Origin of the sequence: Streptomyces sp. NBC_00775 (assembly GCF_036347135.1) — a bacterium.
GTDB lineage: Bacteria > Actinomycetota > Actinomycetes > Streptomycetales > Streptomycetaceae > Streptomyces > Streptomyces lutosisoli.
Genome location: NZ_CP108938.1, coordinates 3,042,915 through 3,059,795, shown reverse-complemented (window position 1 = coordinate 3,059,795; position 16,881 = coordinate 3,042,915). Strand labels below are relative to the sequence as shown.

The 16,881-nt window shown below is 70.5% G+C and carries 16 protein-coding genes; 10 read left to right on the top strand and 6 right to left on the bottom strand.

Going from position 1 to position 16,881, the window contains the following annotated elements; all coding sequences use genetic code 11:
* Positions 1 to 144: 144 nt before the first annotated feature.
* Entirely contained in the window at positions 145 to 771 is a 627-nt protein-coding gene (locus OIC96_RS13555) for a murein hydrolase activator EnvC family protein (protein WP_330307584.1), read from the bottom strand.
* Between the two features lie 270 nt (positions 772 to 1,041).
* Here OIC96_RS13555 and rpsB point away from each other — a divergent pair, with 270 nt between their 5' ends.
* From rpsB to OIC96_RS13505, 10 genes are all read left to right on the top strand, one after another.
* Entirely contained in the window at positions 1,042 to 1,974 is a 933-nt protein-coding gene (gene rpsB / locus OIC96_RS13550; RefSeq protein WP_330307585.1) for a 30S ribosomal protein S2, read from the top strand.
* Between the two features lie 95 nt (positions 1,975 to 2,069).
* Complete coding sequence (gene tsf, locus OIC96_RS13545; RefSeq protein WP_330307586.1) at positions 2,070 to 2,906, top strand: translation elongation factor Ts; 837 nt, start codon at positions 2,070 to 2,072, stop codon at positions 2,904 to 2,906.
* Between the two features lie 182 nt (positions 2,907 to 3,088).
* Positions 3,089 to 3,859, top strand: a complete 771-nt coding sequence (pyrH, locus tag OIC96_RS13540; RefSeq protein ID WP_327432043.1) for a UMP kinase — start codon at positions 3,089 to 3,091, stop codon at positions 3,857 to 3,859.
* Positions 3,860 to 4,030: 171 nt separating this feature from the next.
* Entirely contained in the window at positions 4,031 to 4,588 is a 558-nt protein-coding gene (gene frr / locus OIC96_RS13535; protein WP_330307587.1) for a ribosome recycling factor, read from the top strand.
* Positions 4,588 to 5,727, top strand: a complete 1,140-nt coding sequence (locus OIC96_RS13530; protein WP_330307588.1) for a phosphatidate cytidylyltransferase — start codon at positions 4,588 to 4,590, stop codon at positions 5,725 to 5,727. Before frr ends, OIC96_RS13530 begins: the two co-directional genes overlap by 1 nt.
* A gap of 153 nt (positions 5,728 to 5,880) precedes the next feature.
* A complete protein-coding gene (rlmN, locus tag OIC96_RS13525) occupies positions 5,881 to 7,011 on the top strand; it encodes a 23S rRNA (adenine(2503)-C(2))-methyltransferase RlmN (RefSeq protein WP_330307589.1) in 1,131 nt (376 codons plus the stop codon).
* 221 nt (positions 7,012 to 7,232) lie between these two features.
* Positions 7,233 to 8,309 carry a thiamine ABC transporter substrate-binding protein gene (locus OIC96_RS13520; RefSeq protein WP_330307590.1) on the top strand — a complete coding sequence of 359 codons (1,077 nt, stop codon included), beginning with the start codon at positions 7,233 to 7,235 and terminating at the stop codon, positions 8,307 to 8,309.
* The gene (locus tag OIC96_RS13515) at positions 8,285 to 9,967 is read left to right on the top strand and encodes an ABC transporter permease (protein ID WP_330307591.1); all 1,683 of its coding nucleotides are present in this window, start codon (positions 8,285 to 8,287) and stop codon (positions 9,965 to 9,967) included. Before OIC96_RS13520 ends, OIC96_RS13515 begins: the two co-directional genes overlap by 25 nt.
* Entirely contained in the window at positions 9,968 to 11,002 is a 1,035-nt protein-coding gene (locus OIC96_RS13510; protein ID WP_330307592.1) for an ABC transporter ATP-binding protein, read from the top strand.
* A 10-nt stretch (positions 11,003 to 11,012) separates the two neighbouring features.
* Positions 11,013 to 11,813, top strand: coding sequence for a maleylpyruvate isomerase family mycothiol-dependent enzyme (locus tag OIC96_RS13505; protein WP_330307593.1), 801 nt, complete (start codon positions 11,013 to 11,015; stop codon positions 11,811 to 11,813).
* A gap of 73 nt (positions 11,814 to 11,886) precedes the next feature.
* Here OIC96_RS13505 and OIC96_RS13500 read toward each other — a convergent pair whose 3' ends face one another.
* From OIC96_RS13500 to OIC96_RS13480, 5 genes are all read right to left on the bottom strand, one after another.
* Positions 11,887 to 12,543 (bottom strand): LAETG motif-containing sortase-dependent surface protein, encoded by a 657-nt coding sequence (locus OIC96_RS13500; RefSeq protein WP_330307594.1) that lies wholly within the window; start codon positions 12,541 to 12,543, stop codon positions 11,887 to 11,889.
* Between the two features lie 190 nt (positions 12,544 to 12,733).
* Positions 12,734 to 13,849: an LOG family protein gene (locus tag OIC96_RS13495; protein ID WP_330307595.1), complete on the bottom strand. Its 1,116-nt coding sequence runs from the start codon at positions 13,847 to 13,849 to the stop codon at positions 12,734 to 12,736.
* A gap of 88 nt (positions 13,850 to 13,937) precedes the next feature.
* The gene (locus tag OIC96_RS13490; RefSeq protein ID WP_327432053.1) at positions 13,938 to 14,345 is read right to left on the bottom strand and encodes a VOC family protein; all 408 of its coding nucleotides are present in this window, start codon (positions 14,343 to 14,345) and stop codon (positions 13,938 to 13,940) included.
* A 105-nt stretch (positions 14,346 to 14,450) separates the two neighbouring features.
* On the bottom strand, positions 14,451 to 16,043 hold the full coding sequence (locus OIC96_RS13485) for a hypothetical protein (RefSeq protein WP_330307596.1): 1,593 nt from the start codon (positions 16,041 to 16,043) through the stop codon (positions 14,451 to 14,453).
* Positions 16,025 to 16,762, bottom strand: coding sequence for an ABC transporter ATP-binding protein (locus OIC96_RS13480; RefSeq protein WP_327432055.1), 738 nt, complete (start codon positions 16,760 to 16,762; stop codon positions 16,025 to 16,027). The genes OIC96_RS13485 and OIC96_RS13480 overlap by 19 nt, the downstream gene beginning before the upstream one ends.
* Positions 16,763 to 16,881 lie beyond the last annotated feature (119 nt).

Genomic DNA, 16,881 nt, shown 5'->3' with positions numbered 1-16,881 from the left:
TTGTGCGGCACGGCTGCCCAGGGTTGTGCGGGTGCGGCTGCGCACAGTTGTGCGGGTGCGGCTGCCAGCAGTAACGCGGTCGCGCATGCCACAGCTGCGCGGCGCGCATGCCCGCAGTCAGGGCGGTCGCGCCCGCAGCCAGAGCTACGGGCGCGCGGCCGTCCGCCCCTCGGTCACCGGCAGCAAGCGGGACGGGCCCCTGCGGAGCAGCCACGGTGGGAGCAGGGACAGTGGGTCCAGGTAGGTTCTGCCTCTCAGCAGGCCCCAGTGCAGGCAGGACGTCGGGCAGTGCGAAGTGCCCGGTTCCACGGTGCCCAGGACCTCGCCCGTCAGTACCTCGTCGCCCTTCTTCACGGACGCCCGCACCGGTCCGTACGTCGTCCGCAGCGGTGGCGTCCCCGTGCTCGACAGTTCCACCGAGACGACCCCGCGACCCGCGACCCGGCCCGCGAAGGACACGCGTCCCGGCGCGACCGCCCGAACCGCGGTGCCCGGGGCCGCCGCGAGGTCCACACCACGGTGGCCGCGGCCGTATGCCGTCGCCGGAGGCTCCCAGCCTCGTACGACCAAAGGGCGTAGCCCCACCGGCCAGGTGCGGGCGACGGCCGGGACCGTCGGATCGGGACCCGGTGGTTCCGGGGCTCCCGGCGGGGCGGGTACCGCCATCGCGGTCGTGCGGGCCAGAGCAGACGGGGTCAGGGCCCCCAGGACGGTCACCGTCATTCCCAGCAGCAGCCCCAGCCACGTACGCACACATCGTTTCGCTCGCATGCGAGAACCGTCCCGCATCGGGCGGATCATGGCCGGGATCTGTGGAGTACCGGCTGGTTGTGGACAGCGGCGTCACCCTGCACCTCGCGGGTCCCGTACACTTCTCATGGCGATCCGGGTCACCGGGTCGACTTCGCACGCCCCGACATCCGGTCATCAAAAACCGGTGTCAGCGCCCCTCGGTCCCTCGTGGCAAGGCGCATCGCGGGCGTCAGGCGCGAGTGCCGTCCGGCACGCGCGGCACAACCGAGAACACCAAGGAGAACGGCCATGGCCGTCGTCACGATGCGGGAGCTGCTGGAAAGCGGCGTCCACTTCGGTCACCAGACCCGTCGCTGGAACCCGAAGATGAAGCGCTTCATCTTCACCGAGCGCAACGGCATCTACATCATCGACCTGCTCCAGTCGCTGTCGTACATCGACCGCGCCTACGAGTTCGTCAAGGAGACCGTCGCCCACGGCGGCACGGTCATGTTCGTCGGCACGAAGAAGCAGGCGCAGGAAGCCATCGCGGAGCAGGCCACCCGCGTCGGCATGCCCTACGTCAACCAGCGCTGGCTGGGCGGCATGCTCACCAACTTCTCGACCGTCTACAAGCGTCTGCAGCGCCTCAAGGAGCTCGAGCAGATCGACTTCGAGGACGTCGCCGCTTCGGGTCTCACCAAGAAGGAGCTTCTCGTGCTCTCGCGCGAGAAGGCCAAGCTGGAGAAGACCCTCGGTGGTATCCGCGAGATGCAGAAGGTGCCCAGCGCCGTCTGGATCGTGGACACCAAGAAGGAGCACATCGCGGTCGGCGAGGCCCGGAAGCTCAACATCCCGGTCGTCGCCATCCTCGACACCAACTGTGACCCCGACGAGGTCGACTACAAGATCCCGGGCAACGACGACGCGATCCGCTCCGTCACCCTGCTCACCCGCGTGATCGCCGACGCCGTCGCCGAGGGCCTCATCGCCCGCTCCGGCGCCGGCAAGGCCGAGGGTGACAAGGCCGCGGGCGAGCCGCTCGCCGCGTGGGAGCGCGACCTGCTCGAGGGCGAGAAGAAGGCCGACGAGGCCGAGGCCCCCGTCGCCGAGGCCGCCGCTGAGGCTCCGGCCGAGGCCGCTGTCGAGGCTCCGGCCGAGGCCGCTGCTGAGGCTCCGGCCGAGGCTGTCGTCGAGGCCCCCGTCGCCGAGGCTCCGGCCGCGGACGCCGAGCAGGCCTGACCCCTCACCCCTTCGGGTTACGGACGGCGGGGGCCCACAAAGCCCCCGCCGTTCGGCCCGTAGATCTTCAGACTTCGAGAGAGATTCCAGGAATCATGGCGAACTACACCGCCGCCGACGTCAAGAAGCTCCGTGAGCTCACCGGCGCCGGCATGATGGACTGCAAGAAGGCGCTGGACGAGGCTGACGGCAACGTCGACAAGGCCGTCGAGGCGCTGCGCATCAAGGGCCAGAAGGGCGTCGCCAAGCGCGAGGGCCGCTCCGCCGAGAACGGCGCTGTGGTTTCCATCATCGCTGACGACAACACCTCCGGTGTCCTGGTCGAGCTGAAGTGCGAGACGGACTTCGTCGCCAAGGGCGAGAAGTTCCAGGCCGTCGCCAACCAGATCGCGCAGCACGTCGCCGCGACCTCCCCGGCCGACCTGGACGCCCTGCTCGGCTCCGAGATCGAGGCCGGCAAGACGGTTCAGGCGTTCGTCGACGAGGCCAACGCCAACCTGGGCGAGAAGATCGTCCTGGACCGCTTCGCCCAGTTCTCCGGCGCGTACGTCACCTCGTACATGCACCGCACCATGCCCGACCTGCCCCCGCAGATCGGTGTTCTGGTCGAGCTGGACAAGGCCGACGCCGACCTCGCCAAGGGCATCGCGCAGCACATCGCCGCCTTCGCGCCGAAGTACCTCTCCCGTGAGGACGTTCCGGCCGAGGTCGTCGAGACCGAGCGTCGCGTCGCCGAGGAGACCACCCGCGCCGAAGGCAAGCCCGAGGCCGCCCTCCCGAAGATCGTCGAGGGTCGCGTCAACGGCTTCTTCAAGGAGGCCACTCTCCTTGGTCAGCCGTACGCGCTCGACAACAAGAAGTCCGTTCAGAAGGTCCTGGACGAGGCCGGTGTCACCCTGAAGCGCTTCACGCGCATCAAGGTCGGCATCTGAGTCCGTACCGCGATCGACGCGCGACCCCTATAGGGTCGACAGCAGTCGTCCGCGTACGCCGGCAGCACGCACGCGCGTGTGCCGGACGACAGCAGATCTGACGAGGAGGCCATTGCCGAGCATGGGAGCCAACACCCCACCGGCAATGGCCTTCTTCGTATGTGCACCATGAGGAGATCTCCATGACCACCACCCAGGCCGACAAGGGCGAGAAGACCGACGACGGCAAAGGCTCCGGACGCTTTCTGCTGAAGCTTTCCGGGGAGGCGTTCGCCGGCGGCGGCGGACTGGGCGTCGACCCCGATGTGGTGCACAAGATCGCCCGCGAGATCGCGGCCGTCGTGCGCGGCGGAGCCCAGATCGCGGTCGTCATCGGCGGCGGCAACTTCTTCCGCGGCGCCGAGCTCCAGCAGCGCGGCATGGACCGGGCCCGCTCCGACTACATGGGCATGCTCGGCACGGTCATGAACTGCCTCGCCCTCCAGGACTTCCTGGAGAAGGAGGGCATCGACAGCCGTGTCCAGACCGCCATCACCATGGGCCAGGTCGCCGAGCCGTACATCCCGCTGCGCGCCGTGCGCCACCTGGAGAAGGGCCGTGTGGTCATCTTCGGCGCCGGTATGGGCATGCCGTACTTCTCCACCGACACCACCGCCGCCCAGCGCGCCCTGGAGATCGACGCCGAGGCCCTGCTGATGGGCAAGAACGGCGTGGACGGCGTCTACGATTCCGACCCGAAGACCAACCCCGAGGCCGTCAAGTTCGACGGGCTCAGCTACGGCGAGGTCATCACCCGGGACCTCAAGGTCGCCGACATGACCGCCATCACGCTGTGCCGGGACAACAAGCTGCCGATCCTGGTCTTCGAGCTCCTGGCGGAGGGCAATATCGCACGGGCCGTCAAGGGTGAGAAGATCGGCACACTCGTGGGCGACCAGAGCGGCCGGGCCTGACGGGGACCGCCCGGAGCGGGGACGAACCCCCGCCGAGGACGGACCCTGACCGGGGGATGGACAATGTCCTGCCGGTCCGGAACCGTGCAGGAATAAGACGCGACGCAGCCGGCCGCCGACCCCGACGAGGAAACAGCTGCCGGGCCTACTCAAGACACGCAGGAGCAAGTGGTGATCGAAGAGACCCTCCTCGAGGCCGAGGAGAAGATGGAGAAGGCCGTCGTGGTCGCCAAGGAGGACTTCGGCGCGATCCGCACCGGCCGTGCGCACCCGGCGATGTTCAACAAGATCGTGGCCGACTACTACGGCGCGCTGACGCCGATCAACCAGCTGGCCTCGTTCTCGGTGCCGGAGCCGCGCATGGCCGTGGTGACCCCGTTCGACAAGAGCGCGATGCGCAACATCGAGCAGGCGATCCGCGATTCCGACCTGGGCGTCAACCCGAGCAACGACGGCAACATCATCCGGGTGGTGTTCCCCGAGCTGACCCAGGAGCGCCGCAAGGAGTTCATCAAGGTCGCCAAGACCAAGGGTGAGGACGCCAAGATCTCGATCCGCTCCGTCCGCCGCAAGGCGAAGGAGACCATCGACAAGCTGATCAAGGACGGCGAGGTCGGTGAGGACGAGGGCCGCCGTGCGGAGAAGGAACTCGACGACACCACGGCGAAGTACGCCGCCCAGGTGGACGAGCTCCTGAAGCACAAGGAAGCGGAGCTGCTCGAGGTCTGATGAACGATTCTTCCTGGGGGGCGCCGCCACAAGCCGGGTACTGGGGGCCGTCCGAGCAGGGGCCTGTCCAGGGGGCAGCCCCGGCGGGTCCCACGTACGATGCGCATGACGCGCAGCAGACTCGCCCCATGCCCATCGTGCCCGACGTACCCGCACACGGCGGAGACCAGGATGACGACCGGGGGGCCGCTCGGCTGAGCGGCCCCCCGTTCCGCGACAACACAGCACCGGCGGCCCCCTACGGGGATCCGTCGCACCTTCCGCAGAGCCCGCAGGAGCCCATGCCCAGCGCCACCCCCCAGCCCGCCCCCGCACCTCAGAAGAAGAGTGCGGGACGCGACCTGGGCGCGGCCATAGGAGTGGGTGTCGGGCTCGGTGCGGTGATCGTCGCGTCGTTGTTCATCGTCAAGGCCGTCTTCGTCGGAGTGATAGCGGTCGCCGTGGTGGTGGGGCTTTGGGAGCTCACTTCACGGCTGGAGGAACGCAAGGGCATCAAGGCGCCCCTCGTGCCGCTGGCGCTCGGCGGGGCCGCCATGGTCGTCGCCGGATACGTCCGGGGTGCCGAGGGCGCATGGGTCGCGATGGCGCTCACCGCGCTGGCCGTCCTGGTCTGGCGGATGACGGAACCGCCGGAGGGCTACCTCAAGGACGTCACGGCGGGGGTCTTCGCGGCCTTCTACGTGCCGTTCCTGGCCACCTTCGTCGCCATGATGCTCACGGCCGACGACGGTCCGCGCCGCGTCCTGACGTTCCTGCTCCTGACGGTCGTCAGCGACACGGGCGCGTACGCGATCGGCTGGCGCTTCGGCAAGCACAAGCTGGCGCCGCGCATCAGCCCCGGCAAGACCCGCGAGGGTCTGTTCGGAGCGGTCAGCTTCGCGATGGCGGCGGGTGCGCTGTGCATGCAGTTCCTGATCGAGGACGGCACCTGGTGGCAGGGACTGATCCTCGGTCTCGCGGTCGCGGCCAGCGCCACGCTCGGCGATCTCGGCGAGTCCATGATCAAGCGGGACCTGGGCATCAAGGACATGGGCACGCTGCTGCCGGGGCATGGCGGCATCATGGACCGGCTGGACTCGCTGCTGCCCACGGCTCCGGTGGTGTGGCTGCTGCTGGTGATCTTCGTCGGCTCGGGTTGACGGACAGCAGGTACTCTGGAAGGGCTCGCGGCATCAGACTGCGGGCCCTTTCGTACGTCCCCGCCACCGCGGGGATGGTCCAGTGAGGTCTCCTGGTTTGGGTATGGCCCTGCCGTTGTCCCCGCCCGCGCGGGGTGCCAGGCCTCTGTAGTCATGAGGAGATGCCCGATCGTGGCACGTCCAGTCCCCGGCGAGCTCACCTTCGTCGCACCCCGCGGAGCCAAGAAGCCGCCGCGGCACCTCGCCGACCTCACGCCGGCCGAGCGTAAAGAGGCCGTCGCCGCGATCGGTGAGAAGCCGTTTCGCGCCAAGCAGCTGTCCCAGCACTACTTCGCGCGGTTCGCGCACGACCCCGCGGAGTGGACGGACATCCCGGCCGCCTCGCGCGGCAAGCTCCAGGAGGCGCTGCTTCCGGAGCTGATGACGGTCGTACGGCATCTGTCGACCGACCAGGACACCACGCGCAAGACGCTGTGGCGGCTCTTCGACGGCACGCTCGTCGAGTCCGTGCTGATGCGGTACCCGGACCGGGTGACCATGTGCATCAGCTCGCAGGCCGGGTGTGGCATGAACTGCCCGTTCTGCGCGACCGGGCAGGCAGGCCTCGACCGGAACCTCTCCACGGGCGAGATCGTGCACCAGATCGTGGACGGGATGCGGGCCCTGAGGGACGGCGAGATCCCGGGTGGTCCGGCGCGGCTGAGCAACATCGTCTTCATGGGCATGGGCGAGCCGCTCGCCAACTACAAGCGGGTCGTGGGCGCCATTCGCGCGCTCACCGACCCCGAGCCCGACGGACTCGGGCTCTCGCAGCGCGGGATCACGGTGTCGACGGTCGGGCTGGTCCCCGCCATCCACCGGTTCTCCGACGAGGGCTTCAAGTGCCGCCTCGCCATCTCGCTGCACGCGCCGGACGACGAGCTGCGCGACACCCTCGTCCCCGTGAACACACGGTGGAAGGTGCGCGAGGTGCTCGACGCCGGCTGGGAGTACGCCGCGAAGTCGGGGCGCCGGCTCTCCATCGAGTACGCCCTCATCCGGGACATCAACGACCAGGCGTGGCGCGGTGACCGGCTCGGCCGGCTCCTCAAGGGCAAGCCCGTGCACGTCAACCTCATCCCGCTGAACCCGACCCCGGGTTCGAAGTGGACCGCCTCGCGGCCCGAGGACGAGAAGGCGTTCGTCGAGGCGATCGCGGCCCACGGGGTGCCGGTGACCGTCCGGGACACCCGGGGCCAGGAGATCGACGGGGCGTGCGGGCAGCTCGCGGCCACCGAGCGGTAGTCTGACCTCCGTAGGTACATCTTCATATTCCGACAGGGGAGCGCCACAGCGCTGAGAGTGCGGCAGCCGGGTCACCGGTGGGCCGCAGACCCTCAGAACCTTGCCCAGGTCATTCTGGGTAGGAAGTTCGGTCATTACTCGAGCTGTTGCGCCCTGCCCGGGAACTGTCAGAGGTTCCCGGGCAGGGCCGCGTCTCTTCCTGGTCAGCCAGGAGGAATTCAGTGAGCACCACCAAGACGTTCACGGCCGTCGTCGTCGGCCTGGGCCTCGTCACGCTCTCCGCGTGCGGGTCGTCCGACAGCGGCGGTTCGGCGGACTCGACGACCGTCACGCTGGTCAGCCACGACTCGTGGGCCGTCTCCAAGAGCGTCCTCAAGGACTTCGAGAAGCAGTCCGGCTACACGGTCAAGGTCCTCAAGGACGGCGACGCCGGACAGGCCGTCAACAAGGCGATCCTCACCAAGGACAACCCGCAGGGCGATGTCTTCTTCGGCGTCGACAACACCCTGCTGTCGCGGGCGCTCGACAACGGGCTGTTCCAGTCGTACGAGGTCAAGGGCGCCGGCCAGATCCTCCCGGAGTACCGGGTGGACCAGGACAAGCACCGCGTCACGCCCATCGACTCCGGCGACATCTGCGTCAACTACGACAAGGCCTACTTCAGCGAGCACAAGCTGACGCCGCCGCAGTCCTTCGACGACCTGATCAAGCCCGAGTACAAGAACCTGCTCGTCACCGAGAACGCGTCCACGTCCTCGCCCGGCCTCGGCTTCCTGCTCGGCACGGCCGCGAAGTACGGCGACGACGGTTGGCAGGACTACTGGAAGAGGCTCAAGGCCAACGGCGTGAAGGTCGTCGACGGCTGGGAGCAGGCCTACAACGACGAGTTCTCCGGATCCGCCGGCGGCAAGAAGGCCAAGGCCGACCGGCCGCTCGTCGTCTCGTACGCCTCCTCGCCGCCCGCCGAGGTCATCTACGCCGACCCGAAGCCGGCCACCGCGCCCACCGGTGTCGCGACCGGCACCTGCTTCCGCCAGATCGAGTACGCCGGGCTGCTCAGCAACGCCAAGAACACCAAGGGCGGCAAGGCGTTCATCGACTTCCTGGCCACCAAGGAGTTCCAGGAGGACATGCCGCTGAACATGTTCGTGTACCCGGTGGTCAAGGGCGCCACGGTGCCCGCCGAGTTCACGAAGTTCGGCCCGCAGGCCAAGGACCCCGAGATCCTGGCCCCCGCCAAGATCGCCGCCAACCGTGACCAGTGGGTCAAGTCGTGGACCTCGCTCGTACTGAAGTAGCCAAGGCGGCGACGAAGAGGCGCGGGAGCGCGACGCGGCTCGGCCTCATGGCCCTGCCCGTCGCGTTCTTCGCCGTCTTCTTCGCCTACCCCGTCGCCGCGATCGTCGCGCGCGGCCTCAAGGTCGACGGGGCCTGGCAGCTAGGGCGGATCGGTGACGTGCTCGCGCAGTCCGACATCCGGCACGTCCTGTGGTTCACCACCTGGCAGGCGCTCGCCTCGACGGCGCTCACGCTGCTGATCGCGCTCCCCGGCGCGTATGTCTTCGCGCGCTTCGATTTCAGGGGCAAGCACGTCCTGCGGGCCGTGGTGACGGTGCCCTTCGTGCTGCCGACGGTCGTCGTCGGTACGGCGTTCCTGGCGCTGGTCGGCCGGGGCGGGATGCTGGACCAGCTGTGGGGCGTACGCCTTGACACCACCGTGTGGGCGATCCTGATCGCGCATGTCTTCTTCAACTACGCGGTCGTCGTACGGACGGTCGGCGGGCTCTGGTCGCAGCTCGACCCACGCCAGGAGGAGGCCGCGCGGATGCTCGGCCTCTCCCGGTTCGCGGCCTGGCGCAAGGTGACGCTGCCGGCCCTCGGCCCGGCCGTGGCCGCCGCCGCGCTCATGGTCTTCCTCTTCACCTTCACCTCCTTCGGCGTGGTGCAGATCCTCGGCGGCCCCACCTTCTCCACCCTCGAAGTCGAGATCTACCGGCAGACCTCGGAGATCTTCGACCTCGCGACGGCGGCGGTGCTGACGATCATCCAGTTCGTGGCGGTGGGCGCGATCCTCGCCGTGCACGCCCGGACCGTACGCCGCCGGGAGACCGCCCTGCGCCTGGTCGCCCCGGAGACGACCGCCCGCCGGCCGCGCGGGGCCGGGCAGTGGGCGCTGCTCGCCGGAGTCCTGGCGTCCATCGCCGTACTGCTCGTGCTGCCGCTCGGCGTGCTCGTCCAGCGGTCCTTCGACACCCCCGATGGCTATGGGTTCGCGTACTACAAGGCCCTGACCTCCGAAGACGGAGGCATCTTCCTCGTCGCGCCGATCGAGGCGATCGGCAACTCCCTGGAGTACGCGCTCGCCGCCACCGCCATCGCCGTACTGATCGGCGGTCTGGCGGCTGCGGCGCTCACCCGCCGGAACACGGGCCGTCTCGTACGGGGCTTCGACGCGCTGCTGATGCTGCCGCTGGGCGTCTCCGCGGTGACCGTCGGCTTCGGGTTCCTGATCGCGCTCGACAAGCCGCCACTGGATCTGCGGTCCTCCTGGATCCTGGTGCCGCTCGCCCAGGCGCTGGTGGGCGCCCCCTTCGTTGTACGGACGATGCTGCCCGTGCTGCGGGCGGTGGACGGGCGGCTGCGCGAGGCGGCGGCCGTGCTGGGGGCATCGCCGTGGCGGGTGTGGCGCGAGGTCGATCTGCCGATGGTGCGGCGGGCGCTGCTGATCGCGGCGGGGTTCGCCTTCGCGGTGTCGCTCGGCGAGTTCGGGGCGACCGTCTTCATCGCGCGGCCCGACAATCCGACGCTGCCGGTCGCCGTGGCCCGGCTGCTCGGGCGTGCCGGTGACCTCAACTACGGCCAGGCGATGGCCCTTTCGACGATCTTGATGGTGGTGTGCGCGGTCGCGCTGCTGCTGTTGGAGCGCGTACGGACCGACCGGACCGGGGAGTTCTAGATGCTGCTGAGCCTCGAAGGCGCGACCGTACGCTTCGGCGGGCGGCCCGTGCTCGACGCCGTCGACCTCGATGTCGCCGAGCATGAGATCGTCTGTGTGCTCGGGCCCAGCGGCAGTGGCAAGTCCACGCTGCTGCGGGCGGTGGCCGGATTGCAGTCGCTCGACGCGGGCCGCGTGGTACTGGACGGACGTGACCAGACGGGGGTGCCCGCGCACAAGCGGGGCGTCGGTCTGATGTTCCAGGACCACCAGCTCTTCCCGCAGCGGGACGTGGGCGGCAATGTGGCCTTCGGGTTGCGGACGCGCGGGGAGTCGAAGGGCCAACAGGTCGCGCGGGTGCGGGAGTTGCTGGACCTCGTCGGGCTTCCGGGGGCTCAGGGGCGCGCTGTCGCCTCCCTCTCCGGTGGCGAGCAGCAGCGCGTCGCGCTCGCCCGGGCCCTCGCGCCCCGCCCCCGCCTGCTGATGCTCGACGAACCGCTCGGCCAGCTGGACCGCTCGCTGCGTGAACGGCTGGTCGTCGAACTCCGGGAACTCTTCGGCGAGTTGGGCACGACCGTGCTCGCCGTCACGCACGACCAGGGCGAGGCCTTCGCACTCGCCGACCGGGTCGTGGTGATGCGCGACGGACGGATCGCCCAGTCGGGTACGCCACTTGAGGTCTGGCAGCATCCCGTGGACGAGTTCGTGGCCCGCTTCCTCGGCTTCGACAACGTGGTCGACGCGACGGTGAGCGGAGAGGCGGCGGACACCCCGTGGGGGAAGGTCCCGGTGCCGGAGGACGCCACCCAGGGGCCGGTCACCCTCCTCGTGCGGCCCGCCGGCGTACGGCTCGTGGACGCGTCGGACGGGCTGCGCTGCACCGTCGCCGCACGCACGTTCAGGGGCACCCATGTCGCCGTACATCTGCAACCGGAGGGCGCGCCCCGGCTCGAAGCGGCGTGCGCGCTGCGGGACGCGCCGGAGCCCGGTGACGTGGTCGGCGTGGAGTTCGACGCAGCCGAAATTGTCGTACTCGGGGAGCCCCCAGCCGCATAAGGTGCGGATCATGACGCTTCTCGGGCATGACCGCTACTGCGACGAGATCGAGCTTCAGGTACGGCAGTTGAGGGATGTGGTGACCGGAGACGGCGCCGATCTGTCGGCCACCGTGCCGACCTGCCCCGACTGGTCGCTGGAGCAGCTCGTACGGCACACGGGCGGGGCGCTGCGCTGGGTGGAGTACATCGTCCGAACGCGGGCGCAGGAGGTGGTTCCCGACAAGGGGGTTCACCTCGGCGAGGGACCGGAGGCCGAGGGCGACCCCGTGGCCCTGGACGCCTGGCTCGCGGAGACCGGCGAGATGGTCGTCGCCGCGCTGCGGGAGGCGGGGCCCGACACGAAGGTGTGGGCGTGGGCCGGGGAGCTCACCTCCGGGTTCTGGGCGCGTCGGATGACGCACGAGCTGGCGATCCACCGCGCCGACGCGACACTGGCCGCCGGGCTGCCGTACGAGGTCGACCCCGAGGTGGCCGCGGACGCGATCGACGAGTGGCTGGGGATCGTGGAGTACGTGCAGCGGACGCAGCCGCACGACGCGGCGGCGGAGCTGCGCGGACCGGACCGCAGCATCCATCTGCACGCCACCGACACCGGCCCGGAGCTGAACGCCGAGTGGGTTGTCGAGCTCGCCGAGGAGGGCGTCACCTGGCGCCGCGGCCACGAGAAGGCGACTGTCGCGCTGCGCGGTCCGCTCACGGACGTACTGCTGGGCTTCTATCGCCGACTGCCGCTGGACGGCGGGCGGTTGGAGGTGCTGGGGGAGCGGGAGCTGCTGGACTTCTGGCTGGAGCGCGCGACCTTCGGGTAGGCGCGGCCGCACAGGCGTGTGGCCCGCCCCCCACATCTCGGGGGACGGGCCACACGTTTCGTACGGGTGTGCGTCAGCTGGACTTCGACGCGCCACGGCGGCGCATGCCGAAGAACACCGCTCCGCCACCGACCACGACGAGCGCACCGGCGATACCGGCGATCATCGGGGTGTTGGAGTTCGCACCGGTCTCCGCGAGGTTGGAGTCACCAGCAGCCGGGGACGGGGAGTTGTCGCCCGTCGTCGCGGGAGCGGTGGTGCTCTCGGAGGCCGACGGGGTCGCCGAGCCCGAAGGCGTCTCCGACGGGGAAGGCGTCTCCGAAGGCTTCGGGGTCTCCGAAGGCGACGGCGTCTCCGTGGACTTGCAGGCCTCGGACGGCGCGGTCGTGTTCGGCGAGATGTCCTTGTCGACGATGTCGCCGGCCTTGATGTGGACGCGGTACTCGGCCTTGGGGGCCCAGTCCTCGGAGAACGTGACGGTGGCGCCCTCCTTGGTGCCCGTGACCGTCTGGGTGCCGACCAGCCTCGCGTCGGCGCCGTTCGACTCCAGGTAGACCGAGACGGTGGCCTCCTTGCCCGAGGCGTCGGTGTCGGTCACGGTGATGATGCCCTTCCCGCTGTCGTCGCAGGACGCGACGGCGGAGAAGTCACCGATGTTGCAGGCGAGTGCGTTGCCCGCGACGCCGAGCGCGAGCGCGGCCGTGGCGGAGGCAACACCGAGGATTCGCACAGAACGTGCGGTACGGCGAGATATGGACACGATTGCCCTTCACAGGTTGCGCAACTGCGGGGGGTGAGTGGGGGCCCTGCCGTGACAACTGCTGCGTCAACAGTGCCCCCAGGAGTCTCACAGGTTTATAAGCGCCGCCTAAGGGCTGTCAATGCATATGCCCTGCCCGGCCGTTGCCTTTGCCTGCTCATTAACCACCGAGGCGTTTGAGCGCTTCCGGGGCTTCCTCGATCCGGTCGACAAGGGCGATTCGGGACTCCATCGGGCGCTCCCGGGCCAGCGACTGGAGGAGTGGCCAGGTGGGGTGTCTTTCGGTCCAGTGCGCACGGTTCACCAGGACCATGGGGGTGGGTTCGCCCCGGGACTCGTAGTAGTTCGGGGTCGCGTTGTCGAAGATCTCCTGTACGGTCCCGGCGGCGCCCGGCAGGAAGACGACGCCCGCGTTCGAGCGGGCCAGCAGACCGTCCTCGCGGGTCGCGTTGGCGAAGTACTTGGCTATGTGTTCGGCGAAGGCGTTCGGCGGCTCGTGCCCGTAGAACCAGGTGGGGATGCCGACCGAGGGGCCGCCGGCGGGCCAGCGCTCCCGTACGTCGAAGGCGGCGCACGCCCAGTCCGTCACCGAGGGGGCGAACGACGGTGCCTTGGCGAGGAGTTGCAGCGCCTCGGTGAGCATCCCGTCGTCGAAGGGGGCCGCGTACGCGCCGAGGTTCGCCGCCTCCATCGCGCCCGGACCGCCGCCGGTGGCGACCGTGAAACCGGCGCGCGCCAGCTCACGGCCGAGGCGCGCCGCGCCCTTGTACGCCTCGGTGCCGCGCGCCATCGCGTGGCCGCCCATCACGCCCACCACCCGCGCGTCGACGAGGAGTTCGTCGAGCGCGTCCGAGACGGAGTCGTCGTGGATCGCGCGCAGCATCGACGCGAAGACGTCCCCGTCGGCCTTGGTCTGCTGGAACCAGGCGTACGCGCGGGCGTCCGGCGTCGCCGCATAGCCGGTGTCGAGCGAGTCGAAGAGCTCGGCGGGGGAGTAGAGCAGCCCCCGATACGGGTCGAAGGGCAGCCCGGGCACGGGCGGGAAGACCAGCGCGCCCGCGGCCCTGACCTTCGCCGCCGCTTCGGGGTCCATCGAGCAGCCGAGGAAGACGGCGCCCGCGGTGTCCACCGACAGCAGCACCGCCGTACGGTCCGTCAGATCGACTGCCTGAACACGGAATTGGGCGAGCGAGCCGCCCGCCGAGACGACCTCGTCGAACTCGGCGAGGGACTCGATCTCACGGTCACGGGAGGCGTGAAGGGGTGTCGGCTGCACCCGGCCATGCTAGGCGCGCCGCCCCGAGGCCGGCGCGCGGACCCCTGTACCGCGCGCCTGGCTGCCTCGGCCGTCGCCTCGCGGGGGATCAGCCCTGGACCGCCGCCGGGTCCATCCACATGACCTCCCAGGTGTGGCCGTCCGGGTCGTCGAAGGCGCGGCCGTACATGAAGCCGTGGTCCTGCGTCTCGCCGGTGGCCGTGCCGCCCGCCGCGAGCGCGCCGTCGACCAGTTCGTCGACCTTCTCGCGGCTCTCCGCGCTCAGACACAGCAGTACCTCGCTGGTCTTCGTCGCGTCCGCGATCTGCTTCTTGGTGAAGTCCGCGTAGCGCTGCTTGCTCAGCATCATCGCGATGATCGTGTCGCTGATCACCACGCAGGCGCAGTCGTCCGTCGTGAACTGCGGGTTGATCGTGTAGCCGAGCTCCGTGAAGAACTTCTTCGAGGTGTCGACGTCGGCCACGGGCAGGTTCACGAAGATCATCTGCTGGTACATGAAGGGTCTCCCGTCGGTGATGTGCCGTTCGGAGGGATAGACCGGGGGTCGGTGCCGAACTCATCGCTCGGCGCGGAACTTTTCCGTATCTCTTTCGTACGGGGTTCAGCGGCCCAGGGGGAGCGCGGCCAGCTCGGCGACCGCCCAGGTCAGCGGGGCGAACAGGGCGAGCAGCGCGCCGACGCGCAGGGCCGCGGCGCCGCGGAGCAACGTGCTGGGCGCCCCGAGCCGCAGCAGCGCCGCCGTGGTGTCCGCGCGCGCCTGCTTCGCCTCGACGGCGGCCGTCGCCAGGGTCAGCAGCGTGCACCCGGCGACCAGCAGGGCGCCGAGGGTGGTCAACGGGCCGAAGTCGGGCCGGGCGCCCGTGTACAGCGTCGCCATGGCGTACCCGCCCGACGCCACCGCGCACACCACGCCCAGCGGCTGCCCGATGCGCCGCGACTCCGCCTGCAGCACCCGCCCGGCGAGCAGCCGCAGCGCACCGGGCCGTACGGCCTGCAACAGCCGCCCGCACAGATACGTGATCGCCGGCCCCGCCAGCGCCAGGCCGACCGCCGTCAGCACCCAGCCGACCAGCACTCCGGCCGGACCGCCCACGAAACCGCCGGGCAGTTCGAGCCCGGGGGCCGCAGCGGCCGAACGGCTCGCGTACGTCTCCACGGCGAGGCCCGCGGCCAGCGCGGCCGCGCCCCAGGGGAGGCCGCCCGGGGTGGACTCGGGGGGCGGGAGCCGGCTGGGGTCCAGCTCGGGGGTGGGTTCGGGCATGGGTTCGCCGGTGTGAGCGGACCCGTTGAGCGACTCGAATCCGTCGTACGGGGCCGGGAGACCGGAGTGATCGTGATCGACCACGTCCGCGCGGGCGCCGGAGGGCTCGCGCACACCTCGGCGGGCGTCCTCGGAGGCGTACTCCTCCGCCGTCCAGTGGAAGTCGGGGCCGTCGTGGGCCGCCGTGTCCTCCTGGGGCACAGGGAGGTCGTGCCCGGTGGGGGGACCCGCGTCCGCACTCGCCTCAGCCGCGTTCGCTGTGCCGGCAGCGGCAGCCGTGCCGACCACCGTGGACGTTCCACGACCGCCGCCCGCGTGCCGCCCGCCCCGCCGGGTCCCGCGTCCCGCCGCGTTGCCCAGCACGCTCTGCCGCGCCGCGATCCACGTACGGCCGTACGACCGTGTGCCCCCCTGCGGCTTTCCGCCGTGCGGGCGCAGGACGAGCGCCGCCGCCACGGAGGCCGCGACCGGCACCAGGGTCAGCAGGGTGAGGGCCGCGGGCAGCGGGAGGGGCTCGTCCGCGGCGAGGAACTCCGCCGCCGCGCCGTCGAACGGCATACCCGTCAGGTCGCCGCGCAGATGGAGGAAGAAGAGCAGGGCGAGCAGGGAGCCGAGGGTGGTGGACAGGGCCGTGGTGACGGCGGCGACGGCCATCAGGCGGCCCGGGCCGAGGCCGATGGCGGAGAGGCCGGGGCGGGGGCGGGTGCCGGGGTCGGTGCGGGCGACCGCGACCGCGAAGTACACCGTGGCGGCGAGCGGGACGACACACCAGGCAAGGCGCAGGACACTGGCGGCCGAGGCGTCCGGATGCGCGATCGCGTACCCCAGCGTGCACAGCAGCAGGAACCCGGTGCCCGCCGAGGCGGCGGCGACCAGGAGCCGGCGGACCTGGACGAGGGGCTGGGCCCCGCGCGCTAGACGGAGAGCGAGCACGCGGCCCGGCCTTCCGCCTCGGCGACCGGGGGCAGGTGGACGGTGTTCACGCGCCGTCCGTCGAGCAGCGACACCGTGCGGTCGGCGAGCGCCGCGGTGTCCGCGTCGTGCGTGGCGAGGACGACCGTGATGCCGTGCGAGCGGGCCGCCGTGGTGAGCGTACGCAGCACATGGGCGCGGTCGGCGCGGTGCAGCGGGGCGGTGGGCTCGTCGGCGAAGAGCACGGTGGGGGCGGGGACCAGCGCGCGGGCGATGGCGACGCGCTGCCGCTCGGCCTGGAGCAGGGCGTGCGGGCGCTTGCGGGCGCAGCCGCCGATGTCGAGGCGCTCCAGCCACTCCAGGGCGGTGGTCTTGGCGGTCCGGCGTCCGCAGCCGCGCAGCATCAGGGGCAGCGCCGCGTTCTCCCAGGCGTTCAGCTCGGGGAGCAGCACCGGGGCCGGGTCGATCCAGCCGAAGCGGTCACGGCGCAGCCGTTCGCGGGTGAGCGGGCCCATGGTGTGCACGGGCGCGCTGTTGAACCAGACCTCGCCCTGCTGGGGCAGTAGCTGGCCCGACAGGCACCGCAGGAGAGTCGTCTTGCCGCTGCCGCGCGGGCCGCCGACGGCCAGGATCTCGCCCTCGCGGATGCCGAGCGAGACACCGCTGAGCGCGGGCGAGCCGTTGTGCTTGACGTGCAGGGCGCGTGCCCAGAGCACGTCGTTGTCCGGCGGGGCCACCATCGCGTACACCTCGTTCAGATCTGATTCACCGAGCCAAGTCCCCCGGACGGGGGAACGAAGGCAGGGCCGATCGGTCACTGGGCACGCTAGGTATTCGGCGGCGGGAGGCCGGACAGCAC

Excerpts from the sequence above, each read along its gene's own strand:
- OIC96_RS13530 (WP_330307588.1), top strand. The coding sequence starts at position 4,588 with ATGAACGATTCTTCCTGGGGGGCGCCGCCACAAGCCGGGTACTGGGGG.
- tsf (WP_330307586.1), top strand. The coding sequence starts at position 2,070 with ATGGCGAACTACACCGCCGCCGACGTCAAGAAGCTCCGTGAGCTCACC.
- OIC96_RS13510 (WP_330307592.1), top strand. The coding sequence starts at position 9,968 with ATGCTGCTGAGCCTCGAAGGCGCGACCGTACGCTTCGGCGGGCGGCCC.
- OIC96_RS13505 (WP_330307593.1), top strand. The coding sequence starts at position 11,013 with ATGACGCTTCTCGGGCATGACCGCTACTGCGACGAGATCGAGCTTCAG.
- rlmN (WP_330307589.1), top strand. The coding sequence starts at position 5,881 with ATGAGGAGATGCCCGATCGTGGCACGTCCAGTCCCCGGCGAGCTCACC.
- pyrH (WP_327432043.1), top strand. The coding sequence starts at position 3,089 with ATGACCACCACCCAGGCCGACAAGGGCGAGAAGACCGACGACGGCAAA.
- OIC96_RS13490 (WP_327432053.1), bottom strand. The coding sequence starts at position 14,345 with ATGTACCAGCAGATGATCTTCGTGAACCTGCCCGTGGCCGACGTCGAC.
- OIC96_RS13555 (WP_330307584.1), bottom strand. The coding sequence starts at position 771 with ATGCGAGCGAAACGATGTGTGCGTACGTGGCTGGGGCTGCTGCTGGGA.
- rpsB (WP_330307585.1), top strand. The coding sequence starts at position 1,042 with ATGGCCGTCGTCACGATGCGGGAGCTGCTGGAAAGCGGCGTCCACTTC.
- OIC96_RS13480 (WP_327432055.1), bottom strand. The coding sequence starts at position 16,762 with ATGGTGGCCCCGCCGGACAACGACGTGCTCTGGGCACGCGCCCTGCAC.